The organism is Pseudoxanthomonas sp. USHLN014, assembly GCF_037153335.1.
GTDB classification, from domain to species: Bacteria; Pseudomonadota; Gammaproteobacteria; order Xanthomonadales; family Xanthomonadaceae; genus Pseudoxanthomonas_A; species Pseudoxanthomonas_A winnipegensis.
The window spans coordinates 269,752-296,491 of the sequence record NZ_JBBCKO010000004.1; the positions used below are offsets into that span (position 1 = coordinate 269,752).

21 protein-coding genes are annotated in these 26,740 nt (G+C 71.3%); 11 read left to right on the forward strand and 10 right to left on the reverse strand.

The window, feature by feature from the left end:
• The first annotated feature begins 72 nt into the window (after positions 1–72).
• The 6 genes from WFQ05_RS10310 (at position 73) to tsf (ending at position 6,441) form a co-directional block, all read left to right on the forward strand.
• Positions 73–762 (forward strand): molecular chaperone, encoded by a 690-nt coding sequence (locus WFQ05_RS10310; RefSeq protein WP_286574836.1) that lies wholly within the window; start codon positions 73–75, stop codon positions 760–762.
• Complete coding sequence (locus tag WFQ05_RS10315; RefSeq protein ID WP_337053727.1) at positions 716–3,130, forward strand: fimbria/pilus outer membrane usher protein; 2,415 nt, start codon at positions 716–718, stop codon at positions 3,128–3,130. The genes WFQ05_RS10310 and WFQ05_RS10315 overlap by 47 nt, the downstream gene beginning before the upstream one ends.
• Positions 3,127–4,146: a spore coat U domain-containing protein gene (locus WFQ05_RS10320; protein WP_337053728.1), complete on the forward strand. Its 1,020-nt coding sequence runs from the start codon at positions 3,127–3,129 to the stop codon at positions 4,144–4,146. The genes WFQ05_RS10315 and WFQ05_RS10320 overlap by 4 nt, the downstream gene beginning before the upstream one ends.
• 96 nt (positions 4,147–4,242) lie before the next feature.
• Positions 4,243–4,392: a hypothetical protein gene (locus WFQ05_RS10325; protein ID WP_337053729.1), complete on the forward strand. Its 150-nt coding sequence runs from the start codon at positions 4,243–4,245 to the stop codon at positions 4,390–4,392.
• A 256-nt stretch (positions 4,393–4,648) separates the two neighbouring features.
• A complete protein-coding gene (gene rpsB, locus WFQ05_RS10330) occupies positions 4,649–5,431 on the forward strand; it encodes a 30S ribosomal protein S2 (RefSeq protein WP_130521317.1) in 783 nt (260 codons plus the stop codon).
• 131 nt (positions 5,432–5,562) lie between these two features.
• On the forward strand, positions 5,563–6,441 hold the full coding sequence (gene tsf, locus WFQ05_RS10335; RefSeq protein WP_130521315.1) for a translation elongation factor Ts: 879 nt from the start codon (positions 5,563–5,565) through the stop codon (positions 6,439–6,441).
• A 256-nt stretch (positions 6,442–6,697) separates the two neighbouring features.
• Here the strand turns inward: tsf and radA are convergent, their stop codons facing one another.
• Entirely contained in the window at positions 6,698–8,092 is a 1,395-nt protein-coding gene (gene radA, locus WFQ05_RS10340; protein ID WP_337053732.1) for a DNA repair protein RadA, read from the reverse strand.
• Between the two features lie 133 nt (positions 8,093–8,225).
• Between radA and WFQ05_RS10345 the strand changes: the two genes are divergently transcribed.
• From WFQ05_RS10345 to WFQ05_RS10360, 4 genes are all read left to right on the forward strand, one after another.
• On the forward strand, positions 8,226–9,140 hold the full coding sequence (locus WFQ05_RS10345; RefSeq protein ID WP_337053733.1) for an ankyrin repeat domain-containing protein: 915 nt from the start codon (positions 8,226–8,228) through the stop codon (positions 9,138–9,140).
• 139 nt (positions 9,141–9,279) lie between these two features.
• The gene (gene tilS, locus WFQ05_RS10350; protein WP_337053734.1) at positions 9,280–10,575 is read left to right on the forward strand and encodes a tRNA lysidine(34) synthetase TilS; all 1,296 of its coding nucleotides are present in this window, start codon (positions 9,280–9,282) and stop codon (positions 10,573–10,575) included.
• Between the two features lie 35 nt (positions 10,576–10,610).
• Positions 10,611–10,871, forward strand: coding sequence for an exodeoxyribonuclease VII small subunit (locus WFQ05_RS10355; protein WP_130521307.1), 261 nt, complete (start codon positions 10,611–10,613; stop codon positions 10,869–10,871).
• Positions 10,861–11,739, forward strand: a complete 879-nt coding sequence (locus WFQ05_RS10360; RefSeq protein ID WP_337053735.1) for a farnesyl diphosphate synthase — start codon at positions 10,861–10,863, stop codon at positions 11,737–11,739. Before WFQ05_RS10355 ends, WFQ05_RS10360 begins: the two co-directional genes overlap by 11 nt.
• A 65-nt stretch (positions 11,740–11,804) precedes the next feature.
• On the opposite strand, the gene WFQ05_RS10365 is transcribed toward WFQ05_RS10360, so the two are convergent.
• From WFQ05_RS10365 to pmbA, 7 genes are all read right to left on the reverse strand, one after another.
• Positions 11,805–12,950, reverse strand: a complete 1,146-nt coding sequence (locus WFQ05_RS10365; protein WP_337053736.1) for a DUF1501 domain-containing protein — start codon at positions 12,948–12,950, stop codon at positions 11,805–11,807.
• A 145-nt stretch (positions 12,951–13,095) separates the two neighbouring features.
• Complete coding sequence (locus WFQ05_RS10370) at positions 13,096–14,481, reverse strand: DUF1800 domain-containing protein (protein WP_337053737.1); 1,386 nt, start codon at positions 14,479–14,481, stop codon at positions 13,096–13,098.
• A gap of 850 nt (positions 14,482–15,331) precedes the next feature.
• The gene (locus WFQ05_RS10375) at positions 15,332–15,757 is read right to left on the reverse strand and encodes a DUF4870 domain-containing protein (protein ID WP_130521301.1); all 426 of its coding nucleotides are present in this window, start codon (positions 15,755–15,757) and stop codon (positions 15,332–15,334) included.
• A gap of 66 nt (positions 15,758–15,823) precedes the next feature.
• Positions 15,824–17,875 (reverse strand): CHASE2 domain-containing protein, encoded by a 2,052-nt coding sequence (locus WFQ05_RS10380; RefSeq protein WP_337053738.1) that lies wholly within the window; start codon positions 17,873–17,875, stop codon positions 15,824–15,826.
• Positions 17,876–17,888: 13 nt separating this feature from the next.
• Positions 17,889–18,503, reverse strand: a complete 615-nt coding sequence (locus tag WFQ05_RS10385; protein WP_130522916.1) for an OmpA family protein — start codon at positions 18,501–18,503, stop codon at positions 17,889–17,891.
• Positions 18,504–18,508: 5 nt separating this feature from the next.
• Positions 18,509–18,952: a FecR domain-containing protein gene (locus tag WFQ05_RS10390; RefSeq protein ID WP_130522917.1), complete on the reverse strand. Its 444-nt coding sequence runs from the start codon at positions 18,950–18,952 to the stop codon at positions 18,509–18,511.
• 148 nt (positions 18,953–19,100) lie between these two features.
• Positions 19,101–20,462, reverse strand: a complete 1,362-nt coding sequence (pmbA, locus tag WFQ05_RS10395) for a metalloprotease PmbA (protein ID WP_337053740.1) — start codon at positions 20,460–20,462, stop codon at positions 19,101–19,103.
• 71 nt (positions 20,463–20,533) lie between these two features.
• On the opposite strand from pmbA, the gene yjgA reads away from it, so the two are divergent.
• The gene (gene yjgA / locus WFQ05_RS10400; RefSeq protein ID WP_337053741.1) at positions 20,534–21,085 is read left to right on the forward strand and encodes a ribosome biogenesis factor YjgA; all 552 of its coding nucleotides are present in this window, start codon (positions 20,534–20,536) and stop codon (positions 21,083–21,085) included.
• Between the two features lie 131 nt (positions 21,086–21,216).
• On the opposite strand, the gene tldD is transcribed toward yjgA, so the two are convergent.
• Together tldD and WFQ05_RS10410 are read right to left on the reverse strand one after the other, a co-directional pair.
• Entirely contained in the window at positions 21,217–22,662 is a 1,446-nt protein-coding gene (gene tldD, locus WFQ05_RS10405; RefSeq protein WP_130521290.1) for a metalloprotease TldD, read from the reverse strand.
• Between the two features lie 44 nt (positions 22,663–22,706).
• Positions 22,707–26,639, reverse strand: coding sequence for a YhdP family protein (locus WFQ05_RS10410; protein WP_337053742.1), 3,933 nt, complete (start codon positions 26,637–26,639; stop codon positions 22,707–22,709).
• Positions 26,640–26,740: the final 101 nt, after the last annotated feature.

The following is a 26,740-nucleotide window of genomic DNA, read 5'->3' on the forward strand; positions in this document are numbered from 1 at the left end:
AGCGATATGGGGAAAACCCAGGATGCGCGTGCAAAACACAGGAGAGGGCTAATCAGATGGACCTGGATAGCGTTGATCACCACGCTGGGCAACACGGCCTTTGCCACGAGTCTGCAGGTTTCTCCCACCTCGATCACCCTCACCCCGGCACGCAATGCCGACGCGCTGTGGCTGAGCAACACCGGGACCGAGCCGGTCCACGTCCAGCTGCGCGTGTTCCGCTGGACCCAGTCCGGCGGCACTGAGTCGCTGGATGCCACCCAGGAGGTGATCGCCAGCCCGCCGATGCAGACCATCGCCCCCGGCGCGCGCCAGCTGGTCCGGCTGATCCGTCCGGACCGCTCGCCCGTCGCCGCCCAGGCCAGCTACCGCGTCCTCGTCGACGAATTGCCCAACGGCAATGCGCGACAGGGGCTGCAGCTGGTGCTGCGCTACTCGGTGCCGGTGTTCGTGCAGCCGGGCGATGCGGCGCCGCAGCCGGTCTTGGCCGCCACGGTGGTGGCCGCCGCCGATGGCGCCAGCGCGCTGGAAGTGCGCAACACCGGCACTGGCCACGCGCAACTGGCCGACCTGGGCATGGTCCAGGCAAGCGGGCCGGACACTGTGCTGCTGCCCGGCCTGGTGGGCTATGTGCTGCCAGGTCAGACGATGCGCTGGACGCTCCCGGGCGCCGCCGGCCGCTACGTCGGCGCGCATTTCAAAGCCAGGATCAACGGTGAAGCCGAGAAGCGTCCACTGCCGCTCGTGCCGCCCTCCCGCTGAAGGCTGGTCTGCCGCACTGGCGCGGGCTGCGCTGCTGGCCCTGCTGATCGCCCCGCCGGTCGCGGCCTTCGACCTGGCGCCGCCGCCCGCCGCGCCGATGGCCGATCCGCGCTACGACCAGGTGCTGTACCTGCAGGTGAGCCTCAACCAGACCGACACGGGCAAGATCGAGCGCTTCGAGCTGCGCCGCGGGCGCCTGCATGGGTCCGTGCAGACCCTGCGCGCGATCGGCTTCCGCCTGGACGGGCGCGCGCCCGAGGAGGTGCTCGCCCTGGATGCGCTGCCCGAGGTCGCGGTGCGCTACGAGCCCGAGGTCCAGCGCCTGTTCTTCGATGCGCCGCTGTCCGCGCTGAAGCTGGACACCACCGTGCTCGCGCCCGAGCAGGAGCCCGCCCCGCAGGCCACCTCCTCGCCGGGGGCGCTACTCAACTACGACCTCTACGCCAATCGCACTGCCGACCAGACCAATCTGGCCGCCACCGTCGAACTGCGCGCCTTCGGCATCGGCCAGGGTGTGCTCAGCACCACCTCGGTCATGCGCCTCTACGAGGGCCAGGGCACCCACGGCTGGCGGGTCGAACCGACGCGCCTGGACACCCACTGGCAGCTGGACCTGCCGGACCGGGCGCTGACCCTGCAGCTGGGAGATTTCTACAGCGACGCCCTGGACTGGACGCGCTCGATCCGCATGGCCGGCGTCCAGCTTGGGCGCAACTACGGACTGCAGCCGTATCGCGTGACCACGCCCCTGCCGGCCTTCCTCGGCGACGCCGCAGTGCCCTCGCAGGTGGAGCTGTATGTCGATGGCCTGCGCCAGTACAGCGGCCAGGTCGCCGCCGGGCCGTTCCAGCTTTCCACCCTGCCCGGCATCAACGGCACCGGCAACGCGCAGGTGGTGGTCACCGATGCCTTCGGCCAGGTGCGCACGCTGGATTTCTCCTTCTACGGCACCCAGGAGCTGCTGGCCAAGGGCCTGTCCGAGGGCGGCGTGGGGGTGGGCGTGCTGCGCGAGGACTACGGCCTGCGCTCGTTCCGCTATGGCAACACCGTGGTGGGCACCGGGACGTTCCGCTACGGCGTCAGCGATGGCTTCACCGTCGAGGGTCACGCCGAGCATGGCGGCAACATCAGCAACGCCGGCGCGGGCGGACTGTGGCTGCTGGGCGGCGCCGGCGTGCTGTCGGCCTCCTACGCGCGCAGCCGCCGCGGCGATGAGGCAGGCGGCCAGACCGCGATCGAGCACACCTGGAACAACGGCACCTTCAACCTGGCCATCGGCACCCAGCGCACGCATGGGCGCTATCGCGATATCGGCAGCCTGCAGGGCAGCATCCCGGTCAGCGCCAGCGACCACGCGATCTTCGGCGTCTCCCTGCCCCGCTTCGGTTCGCTCAGCGCCAGCTACGTGCGACTGCGCAACGAGGACGAACCCAGCCTGCGCTATGCGGGCCTGTTCTGGTCGCAGACCTTCGGCGAGGACTGGTCGGCCAACCTGTCGGTGAACCAGAACCTGGACGACGCCTCCGACCGCAGCCTCTATCTGTCGGCCTCGCTGGCGCTGGACGGGCTGCGCCGGGCCTCGGTCTCGACCCAGCGCAACGGCAACCTCAACACCCAGGTCGTCGAGGCCTCCCGGGCCGTTCCCGGCGACGGCGGCCCCAACGGGCTGGGCTGGCGCGTGCAGGCCCGCAGCGGGACCGACGGCACCGGCGGTCTGGCCGAACTGGGCTGGCAGAACGATGTCGGCCGCTACGGCCTGGGCGCGGCCAGCCAGGGCGGCACCACCTACGGCTATGCCAGCGCCAGTGGCAGCCTGGCCTGGCTGGGCGGCGGCGTGCTGGCCGCGCGTTCGGTCGACAACGCCTTCGGCGTGGTCTCCACCGGACGACCGCACATCCCGGTCCGGCTGGAGAACCGCCTGATCGGCCAGACCAACGACGACGGCCTGCTGCTGGTTACCCCGCTGCAGCCCTGGCAGCGCAACCGGGTCTCGATCGACATCCTCGACCTGCCCGCCGACCTGCGCGTGGACGAGGTGGAACGCGTGGTCACCCCGCGCGCCGGCGCCGGCCTGAAGGTGCCCTTCGCCATCACCCAGGTCCGCGCCGCCACGCTGGTCCTGCGCGATCCGGCCGGCCAGCCGCTCGCGGTGGGCAGCACGGTGACGCCGGTCGGCGCGAAGGAGCCGGCCGCCTTCGTCGGCCACGACGGCGAGACCTACCTCGACAACCTGCAGCTCAGGAACCGTCTGAGGATCGGCACCGAATCGGGCACCTGCGTGGTGAGTTTCGACTATCCCGCCCAGGTCGCCTCCGCCCGGATCCCACGCATCGGGCCATTGACCTGCGCCCCGGAGACCCGCCAATGAGCCGACGCCTGCCGTGCTGCCTGCTGCTGGCCCTGCTGGCGCTGTGGGCCTGGTCGCCGAGCGCACGCGCGGCGACGGTGTGCACCGCCACCACGCCGACGGTGCTGGCCTTCGGCAATGTCTCGGCCACACAGACCACCGATACCGTCACCTCGTTCGCCGTGACCTGCAGCACCGCCGCGCTGGCCGTGCTGAGCAATACCAAGGTGCGGCTGTGCGTGGGCCTGGGCCCGGGCAGCATCGATACCTCGCTCTCGCCGCGCCGGATGCGCAGCGCCGCGGGCGACACGCTCAACTACCAGCTCTATCTGGACCCGGCCCGCAGCCAGATCTGGGGCGCGCTGGGCAATGCGGTCAACGCCGTGCTGGTGCTGGACTTCGACTACGCGGTTCCGTTGATCATCGGCGGCTCGCAGGCGCAGACCGTGACGATCTATGGCCGGATTCCGGCCAACCAGGCGCTGGCGGCCGGCAGCTACGGCAGCACCTTCGCCGGCGCCAGCACCGTGCTGACCTATGCGGCCAACACGCCGCTGCTGGGCGCCGCGGCGAGCTTCCCGGCCGCCTGCAATGTCGCCGGCGCGACGACGACCAACGACGCCTTCCCCTTCGTCGTGTCCGCCAACGTGCCGGGACAGTGCTACGCCTACAGCGCCAGCGACCTGGACTTCGGCAGCGTCGCGGGCTTCATCGCCGCCAATGTCGACCAGACCTCCGCCATCGGCCTGACCTGCACGCGACGCACGGCCTGGCAGCTGGGCCTGGACAATGGCAGCAACGCCCTGCTGGGCCAGCGGCGCATGCGCCAGGGCGCGACCAGCCAGTACGTCAACTACGACCTCTACCTCGACCCCGCGCGCAGCCAACGCTGGGGCAACACCCTGAACACCGACACCCTGCAGGGCACCGGGGCCGGCACTCCCCAGACCACCACCGTCTACGGCCGCGTGCCGTCCGGGCAGAGCGCGGCCGCCGGCAGTTACAGCGACACCATCACCGTGACCATCACCTACTGACGCGCAAGGTCAGAACCGACCCGCGCAGGTGACGCCAGGGCGCGCTCCTTGTGCGCGCGGTCTCATAAAACGCCCTGCGATGCGACCTCATGCGCCATGCCGGAGTTGGCACGCCGCCTGCATGACTCCGGGCAGACCGGGCATCTCGCCCCGTCCACCTCCCCCGGAACCCCCATGCGCCTGTCCTCCTCCCGCCGTCTGCTGCTGCTCGTCATCCTGATCGCCGCCGCCCCGCTGCTGGCCTGACCCGCGCTGGGGCGCGATTTGCGCCCACCTGCACCCGCCGGCTATAATCCGCCGGCTGTGAAAGGCCGCCTGGCCTTGTAGAGACCGCCCACGCCGGGCGTCACCGGCGAATACACACCTGCTGCCACAGCCCGTGCCGGGGTGCCTTCCTTCCAGGAGGGTTCGGCCACGGACGCCGCAGGGAGGCCCAACCCCGGAACCATCAGTGCCGCATCCCAAACGCGCGGCCGGTTCCACTGCCTTGGAGTTTTTCACGATGTCCCAGATCACCATGCGCCAGATGCTGGAAGCCGGCGTGCACTTCGGTCACCAGACCCGCTACTGGAACCCGAAGATGGCCCCGTACATTTTCGGTGCCCGCGGCAAGATCCACATCATCAACCTGGAAAAGACCCTGCCGCTGTTCGTTGACGCGATGAACTTCATCAGCGCCATCGCCCAGAAGCGCGGCACCATCCTGTTCGTGGGCACCAAGCGTTCGGCCCGCGAAGCCATCAAGGAAGAAGCCGAGCGTTGCGGCATGCCGTACATGACCCAGCGCTGGCTGGGCGGCTCGCTGACCAACTTCGCCACCGTGAAGAAGTCGGTCGCCCGCCTGAAGGAGCTGGAAGCGGCCGAGACCGACGGCACCTTCGAGAAGCTGGTCAAGCACGAAGTGCTGGGCCTGCGCCGCGAGCGCGACAAGCTGCAGGCCTCGCTGGGCGGCATCAAGGAGATGAACCGTCTGCCCGACGCCCTGTTCGTCATCGACATCGGCCATGAGGACATCGCCATCAAGGAAGCCAAGAAGCTCGGCATCCCGGTGGTCGCCGTGGTCGACTCGAACTACGACCCGGCCCTGGTCGACTACGCCATCCCGGGCAACGACGACGCCATCCGCGCCGTGCAGCTGTACGCCCGCGCCGCCGCCGACGCTGTGCTGGAAGGCAAGGCCGCCGCGCCGAACTCGGCCACCGTGCGCGAGGAAGAGTTCAGCGAAGGCAACGCCGAGGCCAAGCCGGCCCGTCGTGGCCGCAAGAGCGACGAAGCCGCCGCCTAAGGCGTCACGGCCGTGCAACGCCGGCGCGCCACTGTGCGCCGGCTCAGGGCGGCGGGGCGCAGGCTCCGCCGCTGTCGCTTCAAGGACCGGCGCTTGCGCCGTCCACCCCATTCCCAACTGAGGTCATCACCGTGGAAATCACCGCTTCCCTGGTCAAGGAACTGCGCGAGCGCACCGGCGCCGGCATGATGGAGTGCAAGAAGGCGCTCACTGAGAACGAAGGCAACATCGACACCGCCGCCGAGTGGCTGCGCAAGTCCGGCCTGGCCAAGGCCGACAAGAAGGCCGACCGCGTCACCGCCGAAGGCCGCATCGCCGCGGCGCAGGACGGCGGCAAGGCCGTGCTGGTCGAGATCAACTCCGAGACCGACTTCGTCGCCAAGGACAGCAACTTCGTCGCCTTCACCGACGCCGTCGCCCAGGCCGCCCTGGCCTCCGGCGCCGCCGATGTGGACGCGCTGAAGTCGGCCAAGCTGCCTTCCGGCGAGACCGTCGAGGAGTCCCGCGCCGCCGCCATCGCCAAGCTGGGCGAGAACATGCAGATCCGTCGCCTGGTCGCCGTCGACAGCGCCAACAACGTGGCCGCCTACGTCCACGGCGGCAAGATCGGCGTGCTGGTCGAGGTCAAGGGCGGCGACGCCGACCTGGCCCGTGGCCTGGCCATGCATGTGGCCGCGATGAACCCGCCGTACAACAAGGCCAGCGACGTGCCGGCCGACTTCGTGGCCAAGGAAAAGGAAATCGAGCTGGCCAAGATGTCCGAGAAGGACAAGTCCAAGCCGGCCGAGATCCTGGAAAAGATCATCAGCGGCAAGATCAACAAGATCGTCAGCGAAGTGACCCTGTACGGCCAGCCCTACGTGCTGGACACCAACCAGACCGTCGAGCAGGCCCTCAAGGCCGCCGGCGCCGAAGTGGTCGGCTTCAAGCGTCTGGCCGTGGGCGAAGGCATCGAGAAGGTGGTGGAAGACTACGCCGCCGAAGTGATGAAGCAGGCCGGCCTGGCCTGATCGCCACACGCTCCAAAGCAACATCCGAAAGGCCGCGGATACCGCGGCCTTTCGCTTTTTTGGCCCCTGTAGAGCGGAGCTTGCTCCGCTGGGCCTTCCCCACGAACCGAACGGGGAGCAGCGGAGCAAGCTCCGCTCTACAAGGCGACCGCGACTGGACCGGAAGAGACAGTTGCTCCAGCCAGGCAAGTTTCCGCAAGGCGGGATTTCCACCGGGCCGCCTCGCCTGTCCGGGAACCTCAGCCGAGGCGAATCTTCAGCCGAACGCCGCCTCCAGCGCATCGGCGAGGCGTTCGACGGCGACGACTTCCATGCCCTTGATCGCGCTGGACTTGGGCGCGTTGCCCTTGGGCACGATGGCGCGCTTGAAGCCGTGGGTGGCGGCCTCGCGCAGGCGGTCCTCGCCGTTGGGCACCGGGCGGATCTCGCCGGACAGGCCGACCTCGCCGAAGGCGATCGTCTTCTCGGCCAGCGGCGTGTCGCGCAGGGACGAGAGCACCGCCAGCAGCGCCGGCAGGTCGGCCGCGGTCTCCTGCACGCGAATGCCGCCGACCACGTTGATGAAGACGTCCTGGTCGCCGACCACGATCCCGCCATGGCGATGCAGCACCGCCAGCAGCATCGCCAGGCGGTTGCCTTCCAGGCCCACGGCGACGCGGCGTGGGTTGGACAGCGGCGAGGCATCGACCAGCGCCTGCACTTCCACCAGCAGCGGGCGCGTGCCCTCGCGGGTGACCATCACGCAGCTACCGGGCTGGCGGGTGCTGCCGCCGGACAGGAAGATCGCCGACGGGTTGGGCACCTCCTTCAGGCCCTTGTCGCCCATGGCGAACACGCCCAGCTCGTTGACCGCGCCGAAGCGGTTCTTGAACGCGCGCAGCACGCGGAAACGGCTGCCCGATTCGCCCTCGAAGTACAGCACCGCATCGACCATGTGCTCGAGCACGCGCGGACCGGCGATGCCGCCTTCCTTGGTGACGTGGCCGACCAGGAACACCGCCGTGCCGGTCTCCTTGGCATAGCGCACCAGGCGCGCGGCGCTCTCGCGCACCTGGCTGACCGAACCGGGCGCGGCGGTCAGCGATTCGGTCCATAGCGTCTGCACCGAGTCGGCCACGATCAGCTTCGGGCGCGCGGTCGAGGCGTGCTGGAGGATGGATTCGATCCCGGTCTCGGCCAGCGCATGCAGGCCGTCCAGCGGCAGGTCCAGGCGCACGGCGCGGCCGGCGACCTGGGCCAGCGATTCCTCGCCGGTGACGTACAGCACCGGCAGGGTGGCGGCCATCCGCGCCAGCGCCTGCAGCAGCAGGGTCGACTTGCCGATGCCCGGATCGCCGCCGACCAGCACCACCGCGCCCTCGACCAGGCCACCGCCAAGCACGCGGTCGAACTCGCCGATACCGGTGGACACGCGCACGTCCTCGCTGCTGCGCACGTCCTTGAGCGCGGTGATCTTCGGCGCCTCGGTCTTGCCGGCCCAGCCGGTGCGGCGCGCGGCCGCCGGCGCGGCGCCGGCGGCCGGCTCCAGCACGACCTGGCCCAGGCTGTTCCAGGCGTGGCATTCGGTGCACTGGCCCTGCCACTTGCTGTATTCGGCGCCGCATTCGCCGCAGACATAGGCGGTGCGGGCCTTGGAGGCGGCCTTGGCCATGGAGCGTTCCCTGGAGAAAAAACCGGGCGCCACTGTAGCCGGGCGGCGTCTCGGCCGACGAGACCGGCGCGGGCCGGCACGGCGCGCTTTCCACGTACCTTAGCCCGTGAAGCCTTCTCCAAGCCGCCTACCCGTGAGCCGTCTCCGCCTGCCCCGTGGCCCGCTGCGCACCCTGCTGCTCCTGCTGCCGCCGATGCTGCTGGCGGTCTGCGGCTGCGTGTACGTCGCCCTGAGCCTGCCGCGGAACGCCAATCACGTGCTGGACCCGGATGCGTACTTCACCGGCCCGGGTCTGGCGCTGGCGCGGGCGGTGGACCACCTGGACGCGCATCGCATCGACCGGCTAGTCCGCGAACAGGGCCTCGACCCGAACACCGTCTTCGATCGCAGCGGCCGTCCGCTGCTGGCCTGGCCGGTGCTCACCGCCAACCCGAAGGGGCTGAAGCTGCTGCTCGACGCCGGCGCCTCGCCGAATGTGCGCGGCCAGGCCGGCACCGCCGCGGCGTTCGAGTCGGCGCTGGTGCCGGCGGCCGAACGGTCCGATCCCGACTACCTGACCGAACTGCTGTTGCGCGGCGGTGACCCCAACACGCGCAACACCGAGGGCCAGCCGCTGCTCTACGTGGCCTTCAAACACGGCCGCTGGGCCAACGTGCAGCACCTGATCCTGTCCGGCGCCAACCAGGACACCGTCCTGGACGGCGCCGACCACTACGACACCGTGCTGAGCTGGTACGCGCGCAGCGGCCGCTTCGATCGGCTGTACTGGCTGCTGGAACACGGCGGCGACCCGACCCTGCGCATGCACGACCTGGAGGGCGCGCGCCTGCTGGGCACCGCGCAGTCCAACGACGGGCGCATGCCCATCGTGGAGGACGCCTTCTACCGCGACGTGCCCGAGGCCATGCGCGACTGGCAGCGCGCCTGCCAGGCCTGGCTTCTGGACAAGGGCATCGGCCGCCCGCCGATGCCGCCGGCCCTGCGCCCGCGCCGGCGCGATCCGCTGCCTTCCGACCAGGAAGCGGGACCGGGCAGCATCGCGCTGTAGCCCGCATCGCGCGGCTTGCCTGCGGACGGCGCGCGATCGACGGACCGGCGCATGCCGCACTCGATGCGCCAGCCGCTGCACCGCAACCGCACGTGGTCCGCGCGTCGCCGCGACGCACCCTGCGTGGCACCATCCCCGGATGGCCTCACCGACCGACCTGCTGGCCGCCCTGCCCGCCCCCACGCCCGAGGCCGCGCCGTGGGTGGCGCTGAGCGGCGGGCTGGATTCCACCGCACTGCTGCACGCGCTGGCCGCTACCTGGCCCGGCCGCGTGCGCGCCGTCCATGTGCATCACGGCCTGCATGCCGACGCCGATGCCTGGGAAGCCCACTGCGTGGCGCTGTGCGCGCGGCTGCAGGTGCCGCTGCGGGTCGAACGCGTCGGGGTCGAACGCGCCGGCGAGGGACTGGAAGCCGCCGCACGCCGCGCGCGCCACGCGGCCTTCGCCCGCGTCCTGCGACCCGGCGACCTGCTGGTCGCCGCCCACCACCGCGACGATCAGGCCGAGACCTTTCTGCTGCGCGCGCTGCGCGCCTCGGGGCCCGAAGGCCTGGCGGCGATGCGGGCGCTGCGCCCGTTCGCGGAAGGGCAGCTATGGCGGCCCTGGCTGGACCTGCCGCACAGCGCGATCCTGGCCTACGCCCAGGCCCACGACCTGCGCTGGGTCGAAGACCCCAGCAATGCCGATGCCGCGCTGGATCGCAACTTTCTGCGCCACCACGTGCTGCCGCTGCTGCGCCAGCGCTGGCCGCACGCCGACGCCGCCCTGGCGCGCAGCGCCGCGCTGAGCGCGCAGGCCGACGCGCTGTTGCAGCAGCTGGACCAGGACGCGCTGGACCGCGCGCGCGCCGACGATGCGCAGCTGCTGTCGGTCCCCGCGCTGCGGGCGCTGTCGCCCGAACTGCGCGCGCGCGCCGTGCGCCGCTGGATCGCCACGCTGGGCCTGCCACCGCTGCCTGCGCAGGGCATCGTCCAGCTGGAGAGCAGCCTGCTCGATGCCGGGCACGATGCGCAGGCGCGCTTCGACTGGGGCGATGCGCGCCTGCAGCGCTGGCGCGACCTGCTGCACGCCGGGCGCGCAACGCCGCCGCTGCCCCGCGCATGGCGCACGCACTGGCGCGGCGATGCGCCGCTGGCATTGCCCGGCGGCGGCGAACTCCGGCTGCAAGGCGCGGCGTTCGAGGCCCCGGTGCAGGTCGGCGCGCGCCAGGGCGGCGAACGCATCCAGTTGCCTGGGCGGACGCATTCGCACGCGCTCAAGCACGCGCTGCAGGCGGCCGGCATTCCGCCGTGGCAGCGCGCGCAGCTGCCGCTGCTGCGTGACGCCGAGGGCCGCGTACTGGCGATGGGCGACCGCCTCCTGTCCGGCCCATTCCAGGCCTGGCTTGAGGCCCAAAACGCCCGATTGCACTGGACACCGCCGGGCCGCGTTTGATTGACCCTTCGCAGCATGGCCCCCACACTTTGCCCATGGCTAACAAACCCACCGCCGACGCCTCGCCCGTGGCGCATTTCGAGCAATCGCTGGACGAGCTGGAGCAGCTGGTCGCGCGCATGGAACAGGGCGACCTGAGCCTGGAAGAGTCCCTGGCCGCCTACGAACGCGGCGTCGGCCTGTATCGCAGCTGCCGCACCGCGCTGGAGCAGGCCGAGCTGCGCGTGCGCCTGCTCACCGACCCGGACCGCCCCGAGACCGCCGAGCCCTTCGCGCCGCTGCCCGATGGGCAGTGAGACTGCGTTCGCGCGCTGGGCACAGCGCGTCGAAGCGGCGCTGGAGGCCGCGCTGCCCGCGCCCGATCTCGCCCCGCAGCGCCTGCACGCGGCGATGCGTCACGCCGTGCTCGGCGGCGGCAAGCGCATGCGCCCGCTGCTGGTGTACGCGGCCGGCACGCTGACCGGCGCCGATGAAGCCACGCTCGATGCGCCCGCCGCAGCGGTGGAACTGATCCACGCCTATTCCCTGGTGCACGACGACCTGCCGGCGATGGACGACGACGCGATGCGCCGCGGCCGCCCGACCGTCCACGTCGCCTTCGACGAAGCCACCGCGATCCTGGCCGGCGACGCGCTGCAGACACGCGCCTTCGAAGTGCTCGCCGACGCGCACGCCGAACCCTCGCTGCGCGTGGCCTGGCTGCAGACCCTGGCCCAGGCCAGCGGCGTGGCCGGCATGTGCGGCGGCCAGGCGCTGGACATCGACGCCACCGGCCAGCAGCAATCGCTGGCCGCGCTGCAGCGCATGCACGCGCTCAAGACCGGCGCCCTGATCCGCGCCAGCGTGCGGCTGGGCGCGCTGGCCGGCGGCGCGGACGCGGCCACGCTGCAGCGCCTGGACCGCTTCGCCGACGCGCTCGGCCTGGCCTTCCAGGTGCGCGACGACATCCTCGACGTCGAAGCCAGCTCCGAGACCCTCGGCAAGACCGCAGGCAAGGACGCCGCCCAGGACAAGTCCACCTATCCCGCTCTGCTCGGCATGGACGGCGCCAAGGTCAGGCTGGACGACCTGGCCGCGCAGATGCGCGACCTGCTCGCCCCCTTCGCCGAACGCGCCGATGCACTGGCCGCGCTGGGCGAGCTGACGGTGCGGCGCGGGCATTGAGTCTTTAAGCCGGCCTCCTTGAGGACACGCTACCGTCCGTCTCCACGCGGGCCAGGCGGGTGGCGTCAGGCCAGCAATCCCTCCATCCCGCGCACACTGCCGCTGCCGGGAAACACCACGGTCTCCAGCTTGCCCTGGTCCACGCGCAGGTGACCGGCCAGCACCGCCTTGAACAGGGCGCGCATGTCGGTGGTGACGCGCAGGTCGCGGCCTTCGTTGAGGGCGCGCTGGGACAGGCCGGGCCAGTCGCCGGCGATGCGGCCGCCGCGCACCGCGCCGCCGGCCAGCAGGGCCAGGCCGCCCGTGCCATGGTCGGTGCCGCCTGTACCGTTGACCTTGGCGGTGCGGCCGAATTCGGTCACCACCACCACGACGGTCCTGGCCCAGATGTCCGGGGCGCCGTCGTGGAAGGCGCGCAATCCGTTGTCCAGTTCGGACAGCTTGTTCTTCAGGATCGCCGCCTCGGCGGCGTGGGTGTCCCAGCCGGAATCCTCGACGAAGCCGATGCGCGGCCCGGCGGGCTGGGACATGAAGCGCGCCGCCGCGGCAGTGGCCGCCGCCATGCGTCCCTTGCCGGCGCCTTCACCGCCGCCTTCGCCTGCGCCCTGGGTCGCCCACGCGCGCTGGAAACTGTCGGCCAGCGCGGGATCGCGCGCGTACAAATCCTGCAGCCGCTGCAGCAGGATGGGATTGACCTCCTCGGGCAGCGGCGGCGACCAAGTGGACGCATCGCCGGGGCCGCGCATGATCAGCGGCATCACGCTGGTGATCGAAAGCGCCTCGGTGCCGGCCATCGCGCCGGCGCAGCGGTTGAGCCAGCCGGTGTTGGCGCCGCTCGGTCGGGCGCTGCCGTTCTCCAGGCAGTCCTGCGCCTCGAAGTGCGAGCGCTGCTGGTAAGGCGGTGCGATCGCCACTACCGGCAGCAGCTGCCGCTGCCCGTAGAGCTGGTGCGCGAAGACCAGCGAAGGATGCAGCCCGAACTGGCCGTCCAGCTTCAGCGTATCGCCCGGCGCCATGTCGCCGCGCAGGCTGCGATAGCTGGGGTCGTCGCTGGGCACCAGGACATGCAGGCCGTCCAGCCCGCCGCGCAGCAGCACCACCAGCAGGCGCGTGTCATCGGCGCGCTGCGCGGCCAGGCCGATGGACGGCCACAGCGTCAGCGTGGTCATCGCGCCAGCGGCGCCAAGGAAGGCGCGTCGGGTGAGTTTCATGCGTGGCCTCTCAGCAGGATCGTGGTGCTTGGGGTTGATGACAGGTCCGACCTCGACGTCCATGGATTCCCGCTTGCGCGGGAATGACGATCGGACCTTTCGCGGAAGACAGTTCAGACATACACGCCGAAGGGCGAGATCAGGACTAGGCCCGCCACTGGAAAGCGGGGCTGGCGAACAGCAGCGCCAGACCGTCGCGTGGCGACTCGGCGCGCCTGAGCGTGGTCACGGTGTCGGCATCGAGCGTGTCGGCGAACACGGTCTGCGCGGTGCGCAGCGGATCGAGCCGTTCCTCGGGGACGGCCTCGGCCAGCGCCTGCGCGCTCTGCACGCGCTTCCACAGGGCATCCGGGCCGCTCCACTGCGCCGCGTCGTCCTCGAAGCCGGCCGGCGAGCGCGGGGTGAAGGGCGGCTGCCCCATGCGACCGAGCAGCGTGGCCAGCGCCTGCGGCCGGCGATCGTCCAGCGCACCGCCGGCGCGCAGCGCCGAGACCAGGTAGTCGTCGGGCGTCTTGAACTTGCGCGCCTGCGCATCCCAGGCCGCCGGGTGGCGGACCAGCGCGGTGTACACGGCCGCCAGATCGCCGTCGGTCCGGGCCCAGGCCTGGCACATCGCCTCGATCACCGTCGGCGGCGGCGTGTCGCGGATCAGATGCCGGGCGATCTTGCCCGACACGTGCCGCGCCGTGGCCGGATGCACGGCCAGATCGGCCAAGATCGCGCGGCCCTGGGCCATACCCGGCTGCGCATAGCGCTTGCCCATCACCGTGCGCGCGCCCGGCGCGTGTGCCGCGGGTCGGAATGCGAACGCACCCTCCACGCCGCCGCGGCGGAAGTCCTGCGGGCCCGGCACGCCCCAGCCGGTGATGGCCTTGGCGAACTCGGTCACATCGGCCTGCGTGTAACCGCCGTTGGCACCGACGGTGTGCAGCTCGAGGATCTCGCGGGCGAGGTTCTCGTTGAGGCCGGGCGTCTTGTCCGGGTCGCGCCGGCGCACCCGCTGGGCCAGCATCGAGTCCGCGCCGACCGACCTGCCGTTGTCCAGGAAGCGCAGCATCGCCGGGTGCGTCTCCACCGCCAGCAGCAGCTGGCCGAACTGGCCGGTGACGTGCGGGCGGATGGCCTCGCGCTCCATCGGCGCGGCATAGGGCGCGGCCACGCGCTTGTCCACCGACACGGCGAAGTGGTTGGACCAGAAGCGCACCATGCGCTCGACGAAGCTGGCCTGGCTGTCCACCGCCACCTGGTAGCGCGCCGTCAGTTCGCGCAGCTGGCCCTGACGCAGCGCCTTGGCCAGCGCCTTGGGCGCGTCGCCGCCCTCGCGCTTGGCCACACGCCGGGCCTGCTGCAGGGCGATGTCCTGCTGCAGGTAATCGATGCTGCCCGGCAGCGCGGCCAGGGCCGCGGGCATGGGCGCCGGGCGCAGTTGGGCCAGCAGCCAGCCCTGCGGATCATCGAGGCCGGCCAGTTCGCCCGGGCGGGCGCCCAGGCCGAAACGGTTGGCCGCACTGGCGGCGTGTTCGCGGGTCATCGGCAGCGCGCTCGTGGCGAAGGTCAAGCAGGACAACGCCCCAGCTCGGTCCCGGTTGACCGTCGCGCCAGCCGATTCAGCGACCGCTGGGTCGCCGACCAGCGGTCCGTTCCAGCTATCACGGCGTAAGGCGGAGCCAGGCGGTCCATGCGATCACTGCGGAGTGAGTAGGCGTGCGGACATCGCCGACCAGCCCCGACCCGAAGGCATTGAGCAAGCGCTCTGCCCCCTCCCTTTCGCCGTAGGCGAAGGGGAGGGCCGGGGTGGGGTGCTTTTGCTTTTGCTCTTGCTTCGGTGGCTTGCCCGGGAAAGCCCCGACCCCTCCCCATCCCTCCCCTGCGCTGCGCGCAAGGGAGGGGGCCTCAAGTCGATCATTTCCCTTCACTGGTCGCGTTGTGCGCGAGGAGGGGTTTGAACGCCCGCAGACCGAAGCCTCGTGACCTGAAGCGCGAGGCAGCGGGCCGGTGGGCGGTGGCCGCGACGAGCGAGGCAGGAAGCCGAGCGCCCGAATCAGGGCAGGATGCCCTGATTGAGGGAAGAGCGGACGCCGCCCGCCGGACCGCTGCCCCTCCGAGGCAAGAACGCTCAACTGCAACGCGATCATGGAAGCGCGAGAAGAACCTGCTCTTGGTGCTCCGAGCGAAAGTCCCTGGATTCCCGCTTTCGCGGGAAAGACGTTGGAGGGGCTGTTTAAGGCAGGACAGATGCCGTGACCCAGACGAAGTGCCACTACCCGTCGGACCGCTGTCTCTTTGAAGTTCAGACGTGCCCGCACGTCGCGCGCCCAACTCAGCAAGAAGCAAAAAGCCCGGCCAGAGCCGGGCTTTTTTAGTTCACCGCAAGCGCACGCCTACTTGATGAAGCGGAAAGCGAACGGATACCGATAGGCCTCGCCGTTGTTGGACTTGATCGCGGCGATGATGATGAACACCAGCGCGGCGATGCCCACCAGCAGCATCAGCGGGCCGGTGACGATGAAGCCGATGCCCAGCGTGACCAGACCGATGAGGGTCAGCACCAGCATGATGATGGCCACGGTGATGTTGAAGTTCAGCGCCTCCTTGGCCTGGTCGGCGGCGAAGGGCAGCGTGTCCTTCTTGATCTGCCAGATGATCAGCGGGCCGATCACGCAGCCCAGACTGGCCAGCCAGCCGGAGGTCAGCAGGCCGCCGAGCAGCGCCGAGAGATGGGCGAACAGCGCCCACTGCCGGTCCTCGGCCGAGGGCGTGCCCGGCGGGGGCGGCGGCGGTGCGGTGACGTTCTCGAATTCGTTCATGCGCGTTTCTCGCAGGTCCAGGGTGGAAGGAAGCCGGCCGGCGATGTGCGCCGGTACCTGCGCAGCTTACGTGGCCTGAGGCCGGGTGCGGCCATCCAGCCCGGCCAGCGTGTCGTCCCAGTCCCCGTCCGACGCATCGTCCTCGTCGCGATAGCGCGCGGCGATCTGCAGCACCTCGGTCTCGATCTCAAAGAACGCGTCCAGCACCACCGGGTCGAAGGTCGTACCGCGCAGCTCGAGCATCATGGCCTTGGCGCGCTCGTGCGGGAACGGATCCTTGTAGCAGCGCCGGCTGATCAGCGCGTCGTAGATGTCGGCCACGGCCATGATCCGGCCCGACAGCGGGATCTCCTGGCCCTTCAGCCCGGCCGGATAGCCGCTGCCGTCCCATTTCTCGTGGTGGGTGGCGGCGATGTCGCCGGCGATCTGCAGGAAGTTGTCGCCCTCGATCCGCCCGGACGTGCTCAGGATGATCTGGCGGCCGTATTCGGCGTGGCGGCGCATGATCACCAGCTCCTCCGGCGTCAGCGCGCCGGGCTTGAGCAGGATGTGGTCGGGCACACCGACCTTGCCGATGTCGTGCAGCGGCGCGGACAGGAACAGCAGGTCGATGTACTCCCGCGTCAGGATGTCGGTGTAGTGGCCGCTGCGCTGCAGGTGCCGGGCCACGGCGCGCACGTAGTGCTGGGTGCGCTTGATGTGCGCGCCGGTCTCCGGGTCGCGCGTCTCGGCCACCGCGGCCATCGACTCGATCGTGACCTGGCGGGCGTTCTCCAGCTGCCGGCGCCAGCGCTGCGCGCGGCGATGCTGGGTCACCAGACGCGCGCCGCAACACAGCGCCAGCAGCAGGCCCAGGGTCAGCAGCGCCGCGCCGGTCGGCAGGTACACCCCGGTGCGCGCGAACACCGCCGCCGCCAACGCCAGCAAGCCCGCAGCCAGCAGCGCGGCCAGCGCCGCCAGCAGCGCCAGCCCGCGCCCAGCAGCAAACAGCCAGGCCAGCAGCAGCGCGCCCAGCACGCTGCTCAGCAGCGCCGCGCCCGTGCCCCAACTCGGCACGCGCACTGCGTTGCCGTCCATCAAATTCTGCGCCAGCACCGCCTGCAGCTTGACGCCGGAGAAGTCGCGATCCAGCGCGGTGCGATGCAGATCGTTGAGCCCGACGGCGGAGGAGCCGATGAACACGATCCGGCCGCGCAGGTCCTGGCCGCGCGCATGTCCGGCCAGCACGTCCACCGCCGGAATGCTGGTGTATTGGGCCGGCCCGCCGTTGAAGCGCAGCCTGGCCTGGCCGGCCGCATCGATCGGCACGCGGTGCGTGCCCAGGCGCAGCGACAGGCCGTCGCGATCCTGTTCGATCTGGCCGCTGCGCACGCCCAGCGCCTGCATGGTCGCGGCCAGCGCCAGGCTGGCGTGCACCACGCCGCGATGGGCGATCAGCAGCGGCGCGCGCCGCAGCTGGCCATCGTCGTCGGCGCGGATGTTGACGAAGCCCGCCGTGCGCGTGCGCGCAGCGATCGGCGCCACGTTGTCCAGCACGCCAGGCGCCTGCGGCAGCTGCAGCCGGTCCAGGCGCCCCTCGAAGCCCACCCCGGGCCGCACCGGCCCGGCGCCCTCGGTGGCATGGTCGAAGTAGAAATAGCGCGCGCCGATCACCGCGTGCCGCGCCATCACCTGGGCCAGGTAGCCATCGTTGTCCAGCAGCCCGGCCGGGACGCCGGCGAAGGACACGTCCAGGTCGAAGTCGCGCTTGAAGGTCTGCTGGATGTCGGTCAGCGAGGTGCGATCGGGCTCGGGCAGCAGGATGTCCAGCGCGATCGCCGACGGGTGCTCGGCCGCGACGCGCTCGATCAGGGTGGCCAGGCGATAGCGCGGCCACGGCCACTGTCCCACCGCCGCCAGGCTGACCTCGTCGATGTCCACCACCACCGTGTCCGGCGCCTGCACACCGGAGGCGGCATGGACCAGCAGCCCGTCCAGCAGCGCGCGGTCCAGCCGCGCCGCCGGCGCGTCCTTCCACAGGCTGCTGGCGACCACGAGCACCGCCACCAGCATGGCCAGCAGCAGGGCCCCCAGCCGCCGACGGGGCGAGGATTCGGTCAGGGCGGGCGCGAGCTGCATGGTCGGCGCGCGTCTAGAGCACGAAGATCTCGGCGCGCCGGTTGCGCTGTTCCGGCACCCCCGGCCGGGTCGGCACCAGCGGCACCTTGTCGCCGAACCAGCGCACTTCCACCGGCAGGTCCGGATCGATCTGCTTGAGCAGCCTGGCCACGGCGCGGGCGCGCTGCTCGGACAGGTCCATGTTGTACTTGGCCGAGCCGGCCGAGTCGGCATAGCCGAACACCGTGACCTCGGTCGGCAGGCGTCCGCGCACCACCTCCAGCACGCCGGGCAGCTGCTTCTTCGATTCCGGCGTCAGCTCCATGCTGTCGAACCTGAAGTTCAGCACGAAGCTGCGCGGCGGCGTGGGCTGGGCGTCCAGCAGCGCGCGATGGGCCTGCTCGAACGCCGCCTGGTCCTGGCCGCGCGGCGCGCCCGGCCGGGCCTTGGCATCGCCGACGCTGACCGTGGCGTAGGCCTGCTCGATGCGCTGCTGGCCCTGTGCGGTGGACACCACCAGTGCGCCGACCTTTCCGTCGTGATCCGGCAGCAACGTCACCCGGGTCGGCGTGGACGCGCAGGCGCCCAGACCGAGGGCGGCACACAGCACGGCGACCCGCACCCAGGCGTGGCGCATCGAACACGTCATGGCGTTCAGTTCGCCTCGATCAGCAGGCGGGTGCCGCGCACGCCGACCGTGGCGGTGGGCGTGTCGATCTTGACCGCCTCCGGCTTGAGCTTGCCGATCTTGCCGGACTCGTAGATCGCCGAGCCCTTGCCCAGATAGAGCGAGAAGGAGAACGCGTCGTCCTTGGGCTCGAACAGGTAGTCGCGCACCAGCACGTCGGCGCCCGAGCCCAGCGTGAGCAGCGTGCCGTCGCGGAAGACGATCGAGGCCGTCGCACCGGGCGCGGCGATCAGGCGGTCGGACACCAGCAGCTGCGTGCCGCCGCTCGCCTCGACGCTACCGGAGGCGCGCACGACTTTGACACTGCCTTCCACGCGCTTGACCAGCGCCACGTGCGCATCGGCCGCCAGCGCAGTCGTCGAAAGGCCTAGCAGCCAGCCGAAGGCCAGCAGGCAGAGAAGTCGCTTCATGTTGTCCCCCTGTCCGGGCCGACCAGGTGCGGTCGAAGCCTCGGTCACGCCGATCCGGCGTTGGCGACATTGCACGTCAGCGATGTGATGGGCAAGTGATTTCTGGCGATCCGGCCAGGATCGCCCTGTTCACGTGCGAACGCGGCGCTTACTGGCTCCCGGCGACCGTCATTTTGCCCACCAGCAGCGAGCCCATCGCGATGTGCGAGCGCGGGTCGATGTCACTACCCACAGCCTCGATGGCCGCGAAGATGTCCTTGAGGTTGCCAGCCACGGTCACGTTGTCGACCGGGTAGGCGATCTGACCGTTCTCGATCCAGAACCCGCCGGCGCCGCGCGAGTAATCGCCGGTGACGCCGTTGACGCCCTGCCCCATCAGCTCGGTCACCAGCAAGCCGGTGCCCATCTCGCGCAGCAGGGACGGCAGGTCGCCGGCATTGCTGGATACGATGAGGTTGTGCACGCCGCCTGCGTTGCCGGTGCTGCTCAGGCCCAACTTGCGCGCCGAATAGCTGCCCAGCACGTAACGCTGCAGCACCCCATGGGCGACCAGCGGCGAATCGACCGTGGCCACGCCTTCGGCATCGAAGCTGCCCGACCGCAGGCCGCCGCGCAGCAGCGGCCGCTCCTCGATCGAGAACCAGTCCGGGAAGACCTGCGTGCCGGCGCGATCGAGCAGGAAGCTGGCCTTGCGATACAGCGCGCCGCCGCTGACCGCGCCGAGCAGATGCCCGATCAGCGAACGCGCGACCTCGGCGCTGTACAGCACCGGATACTGGCCGGTGGCCAGGTCGCGCGGCGCCAGGCGCGCCACGGTGCGCTGCGCGGCGCGCAGGCCGACGGCCTCCGGCGCCTGCAGCCGCTCGCGCGCCAGCGCGGTGGTGTACCAGCCGTCGCGCTGCATGCCTTCGCCGGTGCCGGCGATCAGGGCGCAACTGATCGAATGATGCGTGCCGCGCTCGCGCCCGATGAAGCCGTGCGAATTGGCGTACACCGACAGCCCGTAGCCGCTGCCCACCGAGGCGCCATCGGAATTGCTGATGCGCGCATCGGCCTGCCGCCCGGCCGCCTCGCAGGCCAGCGCCAGGTCGATGGCCGTATCGGCGTCCAGTTCCCACGGATGCCAGGTGTCCAGGTCCGGGAAGGCCGTGGCCATGCGCGCGGCGTCGGCCAGGCCGGCGGCCGCATCGTCCTCGGTGTAGCGCGCGATGGCGCAGGCCTGCTCGACCGTGGCGGCCAGGCTGTCCTCGCGCAGGTCGGCGGTGCTGGCGCTGCCCTTGCGCTGGCCAAAGTAGACGGTCACGCCGATGGCGCGGTCCTGGGTGGATTCGACCGTCTCCACCTCGCCCAGGCGCACGTTGACGTTCAGGCCGCGATCCTCGCTGCAGCTGACCTCTGCCTGGCTGGCGCCGCGCGCGCGGGCCATGTCCAGCAGGCGCTCGGACAGGCGCGCCAGATGGTCCAGGCGCGCGTTGCTGTCGTCATGCACGGGGGAAGCGATGGCGTTCAATGGCTTATCCTATTGATTGGATTTCGATTGATCCGGCGCGCTGCGCGCGCCGACTCGTGGAGAAGTGTGAGATGCGCGGACGCGATCCGGAAACCGGTGAGTTCTACGGCCCCAGCCGCACCCAGCAGCGGCAGGACGCGCTGGAGGTGCGCGCCCTGGCCGAACAGCTGGTGGCGCTGCCGGCCGCGCGCCTGGCCCAGCTGCCGATGAGCGAGGAGCTGGCCGACCACGTGCGCGACACGCAGAAGGTCACCTCGCACATCGCGCACAAGCGCCAGCTGCAGTACCTGGCCAAGCAGATGCGCAAGGAGGACGACGCTACCCTGGAGGCGATCCGCGATGCGCTGGACGCCGGCGGCGACGCCGCGCGCCGTGAAACCGGCCTGATGCACCAGGCCGAAAGCTGGCGCGAGCGCCTGCTGGACGACCCCGAGGCGCTGACCCAGCTGGTCGATGCCTTCCCCGACGCGGACCGCCAGCGCCTGCGCCAGCTGGTGCGCAACGTCGCCGAGGAGCGCAAGAAGAACAAGCCGCCGGCGTCCTACCGCGAGCTGTATCGCGAGATCCGCGGCCTGATCGACGCGCAGCAGGGGCCAGAGGCCGGGGACCAGGGCCCAGAGTAAGCGCCGCTCCCTTCGCGCGTGCTGCAGCGACTCGCCGGCAACGCCGTGTCGTAGCGAGACCTTCACTGATTTGCTAGACCGCTTTTCACTGGCCCCTGGCCCCTAGCCTCTGGCCCCCGCCTCCCCGTCCCTCACGCCTGCGTGCCGCCCACGGTCAACCCGTCGATCAGCAGGGACGGCTGGCCCACGCCCACCGGCACGCTCTGGCCATCCTTGCCGCACACGCCCACGCCGGCGTCCAGCGCCAGGTCGTTGCCGACCATGCGCACCTTCTGCATCGTCTCCGGGCCGTTGCCGATCAGCGTGGCGCCCTTGACCGGCGCGGTGATCTTGCCGTCCTCGATCAGGTAGGCCTCGGTCGCCGAGAACACGTACTTGCCGCTGGTGATGTCGACCTGGCCGCCGCCGAAGTTGACCGCATACAGGCCCTTCTTGACCGAACGGATCATCTCCTCCGGCTCGTGCTGGCCGGCGAGCATGTAGGTGTTGGTCATGCGCGGCATCGGCAGGTGGGCGAAGGATTCGCGGCGGCCGTTGCCGGTCGGCGCCATGCCCATCAGGCGCGCGTTGAGGCTGTCCTGCATGTAGCCGACCAGCACGCCGTCCTCGATCAGCGTGGTGCACTGGGTCGGCTGGCCCTCGTCGTCGATGTTGAGCGAGCCGCGCCGGCCTTCCAGCGTGCCATCGTCGACGATGGTCACGCCGCGCGAGGCGACCTGCTGGCCGATGCGTCCGGCGTAGACGCTGGTGCCCTTGCGGTTGAAGTCGCCTTCCAGACCGTGGCCGACAGCCTCGTGCAGCAGCACGCCCGGCCAGCCCGAGGCCAGCACCACCGGCATCACCCCGGCCGGTGCGTCGACCGCCTCCAGGTTGACCAGCGCCTGACGCAGCGCCTCGCGCGCGAACTCCTCCGGCTTGCCGTCGGCCAGCAGCTGCGCATAGGAATAGCGTCCGCCGTAGCCGGCATAGCCGGACTCGCGGCGGCCGTTCTGCTCGACGATCACCTGGATGTTCAGCCGCACCAGCGGGCGCACGTCCGAGGCGAGCACGCCGTCGCTGCGTGCCACCAGCACGGTGTCCACGCCGCCGGACAGGCTCACGCTGACCTGCTGCACGCGCGGATCGGCCGCGCGCAGCAGCCGGTCGACCGCACGCAGCGCGGCGACCTTGGCGTCGTTGTCCATCGCATCGACCGGATCCTCCGGCGCGTACAGCGCCCGGCCGGTGCCGCGCACCAGGGCGCGCGGGGAGTGGCTGGCGCCGTCGCGCGCGATCGCCCGCGCCGAGCCGGCGGCGGTCAGCAGCGCGGCCGCGTTGATGTCGTCCGAATAGGCGAAGCCGGTCTTCTCGCCGGAGATCGCGCGCACGCCGACGCCCTGCTCGATCGAATGCGCACCGTCCTTGACGATACCGTCCTCCACCGTCCAGCTCTCGCGCCGGGTGTGCTGGAAATACAGGTCGCCGAAATCGATGCCCGGTCCGAGCAGCGTGCCGAAGGCACGGTCCAGTCCTGTCTGGTCCAGGCCTGCGGGCAGCAGCAGGCGCGATTCGGCGAGGGCGATGGCAGATGAGGTCATGGCAGCAATGATCGGGGTGTGGGGGGCGATTGCAAGCCGCGCGCTTACGGCGTGGGCGTGGGCGCGGTTGGCGTGGGCGCCGGTGCGGGCGCGGCTTCGTTGTGTTCGGTCACCTGCACGTCCGGATCCTTCCAGGGGCCGGTGACGTGGTAGGTCTTGGCGCCGACCTCGCTCAGCGGCTTGCGCAGCACGGCGTTGGCCGCCGCGCCCACCGCCGCGCCGACCGGGCCGCCGGCGACGGCGCCGACCACGGTGAGCAGGTTGCCCGAGCGCGGCAGCACGTGGATGGTCTGGTCGAAGGTCTGCGCCTTCAGGTCGGTGCTGCCGGTGATGCGGATCTCGGCCGCCGAGCCGTTGATGACCGTGTCGTCGGTCCTGGCCTGGCCGCCGCCCAGATCCACTTCGCCCTTGACCTGGTTGAAGGCCAGCCCCTTGGAGAAGAAGTCGCGGAAATCCAGCATCAGCCGCTTGGGCAGCTGGGTCAGACTGAACAAGGACAGCACGCGGCCGGCGCCGGGTTCGACCTCCAGCAGCGCGCCGTCGTGGATGTCGAAGCGCGCACTGCCGTCCAGCCCGGCCAGGGTGAAGCCGGCAGGACTCGAGGGCCAGGCCAGATCCAGGCCGACCTTGCCGTGGCCACCGCGCACCCGGCCGGTGAAGCCCAGCCCGTCCATCAGGGTGCCGACATCGTCGCTGTCGACCTGCACCTGCAGATGCGTGCGTGCGCTGCGCCCGCGCCCGGTCCAGTCGCCGGTGATGTCGATCTTCTGCTGCGGCGCGCGCATCTGCAGGGTGTCGATGTGCAGGCCGGCCGGCAGCTTGCGCGTGCGCAGCGTGGTCTGGCCCAGCTTGGCGTCGCCGAAGCGCAGATCGCCGATCTGCAGCGACAGCGGCGGCAGCGCGGTGGGGTCCAGATCGTCCTCGACCGGGGTCGAGCCGTCGGGTGAGGTCGCCGGCCGGGTCGCCGCGGTGGCCGGGTCCGGCGCTGGCATGGCCGAGGTCCAGTACAGCCGGTCGAGCTGGCCTTCGATCGTGGCATTGGCGTCGTCGGGCACGTGCACATGGCCGGCCAGCGCATCGCCCGAGAGCCTGACGTCCAGCGCGGCGCGGGCCGGGCTGAGCTGCACGCGGGTGTTGGGGAAGGCGGCGCCGATCAGCAGCAGCTTCTGCGCGGTCAGGTCGATGCCACGCAGCGCCAGCGGCTGGCTGTTCGCCGGCGGCGGCGGCGGCGCGCCGGCCTGCGGGCTGGTCAGCGGCGCGGCGGCCGCGCCGGCCTTGACCAGCGGATCGTCGGCCGGCGCGCTGCCCGAGGCGCGCGCCACCGCGATCCAGCCGGCCGCATCCAGCACCGGCGCGGTGCCGCCCACGCTCAGGCCACTGGCCGGGACCGGCTGGGAAATGCTCGCGCGGCCCAGGTCCACGCGCACGCCGGTCGCGCCCGCGCGCGGCTGCGCGCGCAGCGCCATCAGCCTGCCGAAGCTGACATCCACCCGGCCCTGCTCCAGCGGCATCTGCACCGCCACGGTGGCCGGCAGCGCGCGCGCGGCCGGCTTGTCCAGCGGCGCTGGCAGCTTGAGCGCGGTGCCGGTCAGGTCGGACTGCGCGGTGACGGTCACCGGCGGATCGCCGCCGCCCTGCGCGGGCGCCCCCACGCCGACGTCGATGGTCCACGGCGAGCGGCCCTGCATGTAACTGTTCAACCAGTTCAGCTCGGGCACGCGGGCGAGCAGCTCGGCCGCGGTCAGCGGTGCGGCCAGGCGTGCCTCGAACACATGCGCCGCGTCCTGCACCGCATCGCCGGCACGCAGCGCCAGCTGCGCCGGCGCGCCGGCGCGCACCGCGTCCAGCTGCGGCGCGTCGAAGCCGCCCTGCGAGAACGTCGCCGTCCCGCGCACCTCGGTGAAGGCCAGGTCGTAGGTGCTGTCGGCCACCTGCGCGCGGTCCAGCTGCACCTGGCCGCTGACCTCGGGCTGCGCGCCGCCACGCAGCGGCAGGGTCATGCCGAACTGCACCTTGGCCGGGCCGGACACGCTCAGGCCCTTCATCGCCTCGCCGTAGCGCTGTTGCAGCGGGCTGTGGCGCAGCAGCGAAAGCAGGCGCGCGGCATCGTCGCCACCCTCGGCCTCGATCTTGAGCACGCTCTCATGCCAGTCGGCGATACCACCCTGCAGGCGCAAGACCGGCACCTCGCCCAGGCGGCCCTTGCCCTCCAGCGAGAACCCATTGCCGAGGAAGCGCACGTGCGCGTCCAGCTCGGTCATGTCCGGCCAGTCGGGCTGGAAGCGGATGCGCCCCTGCTCGATGTCGGCCTGCGCATCGAAGATGCCCTGCTGATGCACGAACGGCCAGTCGTCCAGATCGCCCCCGACCAGGCCCGTGCCGTTGCGCACCATGCCGCCCTGCATCGCCCGATCCAGCCATTCCAGCGCCGGCTTGGACATCAGGTGGCGCACCCAGAAGCCGCGCGCGGCCGGCACCGGCGTGTCGTGCACCTGGGCGGCGACGTTGAGCCAGGGTCGCGTGCCATCGTTCTGGAACCACACCTCACCGCGCGCGGTCACGCCGAAGTCCGGCCCGTCCACCACCAGCGACGGCGTGCCGGCCTTCCAGCCCTCGCCCTCGCGCCAGGCCGCCAGCGTGCCGTGCAGCGTGGCCGGATGGACCACGCCGAAGCCGGCCGGCCAGTCGAACTTGAACGGCAGCTTCGGGTCCAGCACCAGCGCCAGGCCCTGCGCATCGCCGGTGAGCGACCCGCCCAGGCCCGACAGCCCCGGCGCATGCCCGACCGGCGCGAACGCCAGGCCATCGACCCGCGCCTGCAGGCGCAGCGGCCCCTGCAGGGCGCCGGCGGCGTTGACCTGGGACAGGCCGACCTGCGGACGGGCCTGGCGCAGCCAATCGCGCAGGCCGGGCGCAATGCGATCGTGCAGCGCCAGCACCTGCAGCAGCGGCTCGGCCTGCAGCGCGTCGACCAGCAGCGCCGAGCGCGCACCGCCGGCCAGGGTCAGCCCGCGCACGCCCTGCCCGGCGCCGACCTTGCCCAGCGTGAGCTGCGGCACGTCCAGTCGCCAGCCGTCCGGCTGCACCTGCACGCGCGCCAGCCCGCGCACCTGGTCGAAGGCCACCTCGCCACGACGGTCATTCGCGCCCAGCCGGACCTGGCGCAGGTCCAGGTCGAACTGCGCCTGCTGCAGGCGCTTGGCCTTCAGGCGCGCCCAGGCCCGCACCTCGCCCTGGCCGCCCTGCAGGCGCAGGCCCGCCAGGTTGGACAGCGCCGGCCAGTCGGCCAGGCGCAAGGCCCTGGCTTCCAGATAGGCGCGCCCGTCGCCCCGCTCGCGGTCGAACAGCAGGGCCAGGTCGATCGGGGTGCCGCCCACACGCTCGCGCAGCCGCGCCCCGGCGTGCACGTCGCGGCCCTGCACGCGCAGGCGCAGGTCCACGTGCGGCAACTGCAGGTCCAGGCCCAGCGACGGCGCGATCACGCGCAGACGGCCATCGACCACCTGCAGCTCGCCCAGGCCATTGAGCGCATCGAAGGGATCGCCTCGGGTCTGCTGTCCCGGGAAGCCGCGGATCGACCAGCTGCCGTCGTCGGCGCGCTCGGCCTCCAGCGCCAGATTGCGCAGACGCAGCTCGGTGAAGGCCCGGCCCGGCAGCAGGCCGGCATACAGCGAGACCAGCAGCTCGGCCTGACCGATATCCACGCCCTCGCCCGGCCCCTTGGGCCCCACATGCAGGCCGTCGAACTGCAGCAGCGGGCCGCGCCGCGTCCAGGCCGTGTGCAGCGCTTCGAAACTGATCGAGCGGCCGGCCTGCTGGCTCAGCCAGGCCGCCACCTGATCGGGATGCCGCTGCGCCAGCGGCAGCAGCTGACTGAGCACGCCCAGCACCAGCGCGACCAGCACCAGCCCACCGGCCAGCGCATACCACGCCAACCGGCGCAGCACGCGCAGGCGATGGTGAAAGGCAAGCGGCATCAGGGGGAAGCCGGGATCAGGGAAGACGGGAGGCAACCACAGACACGCCGGGACGCGGTACCCACGAACGGAAGGATCGAGCGCGTGCGCGCCCGAACCCG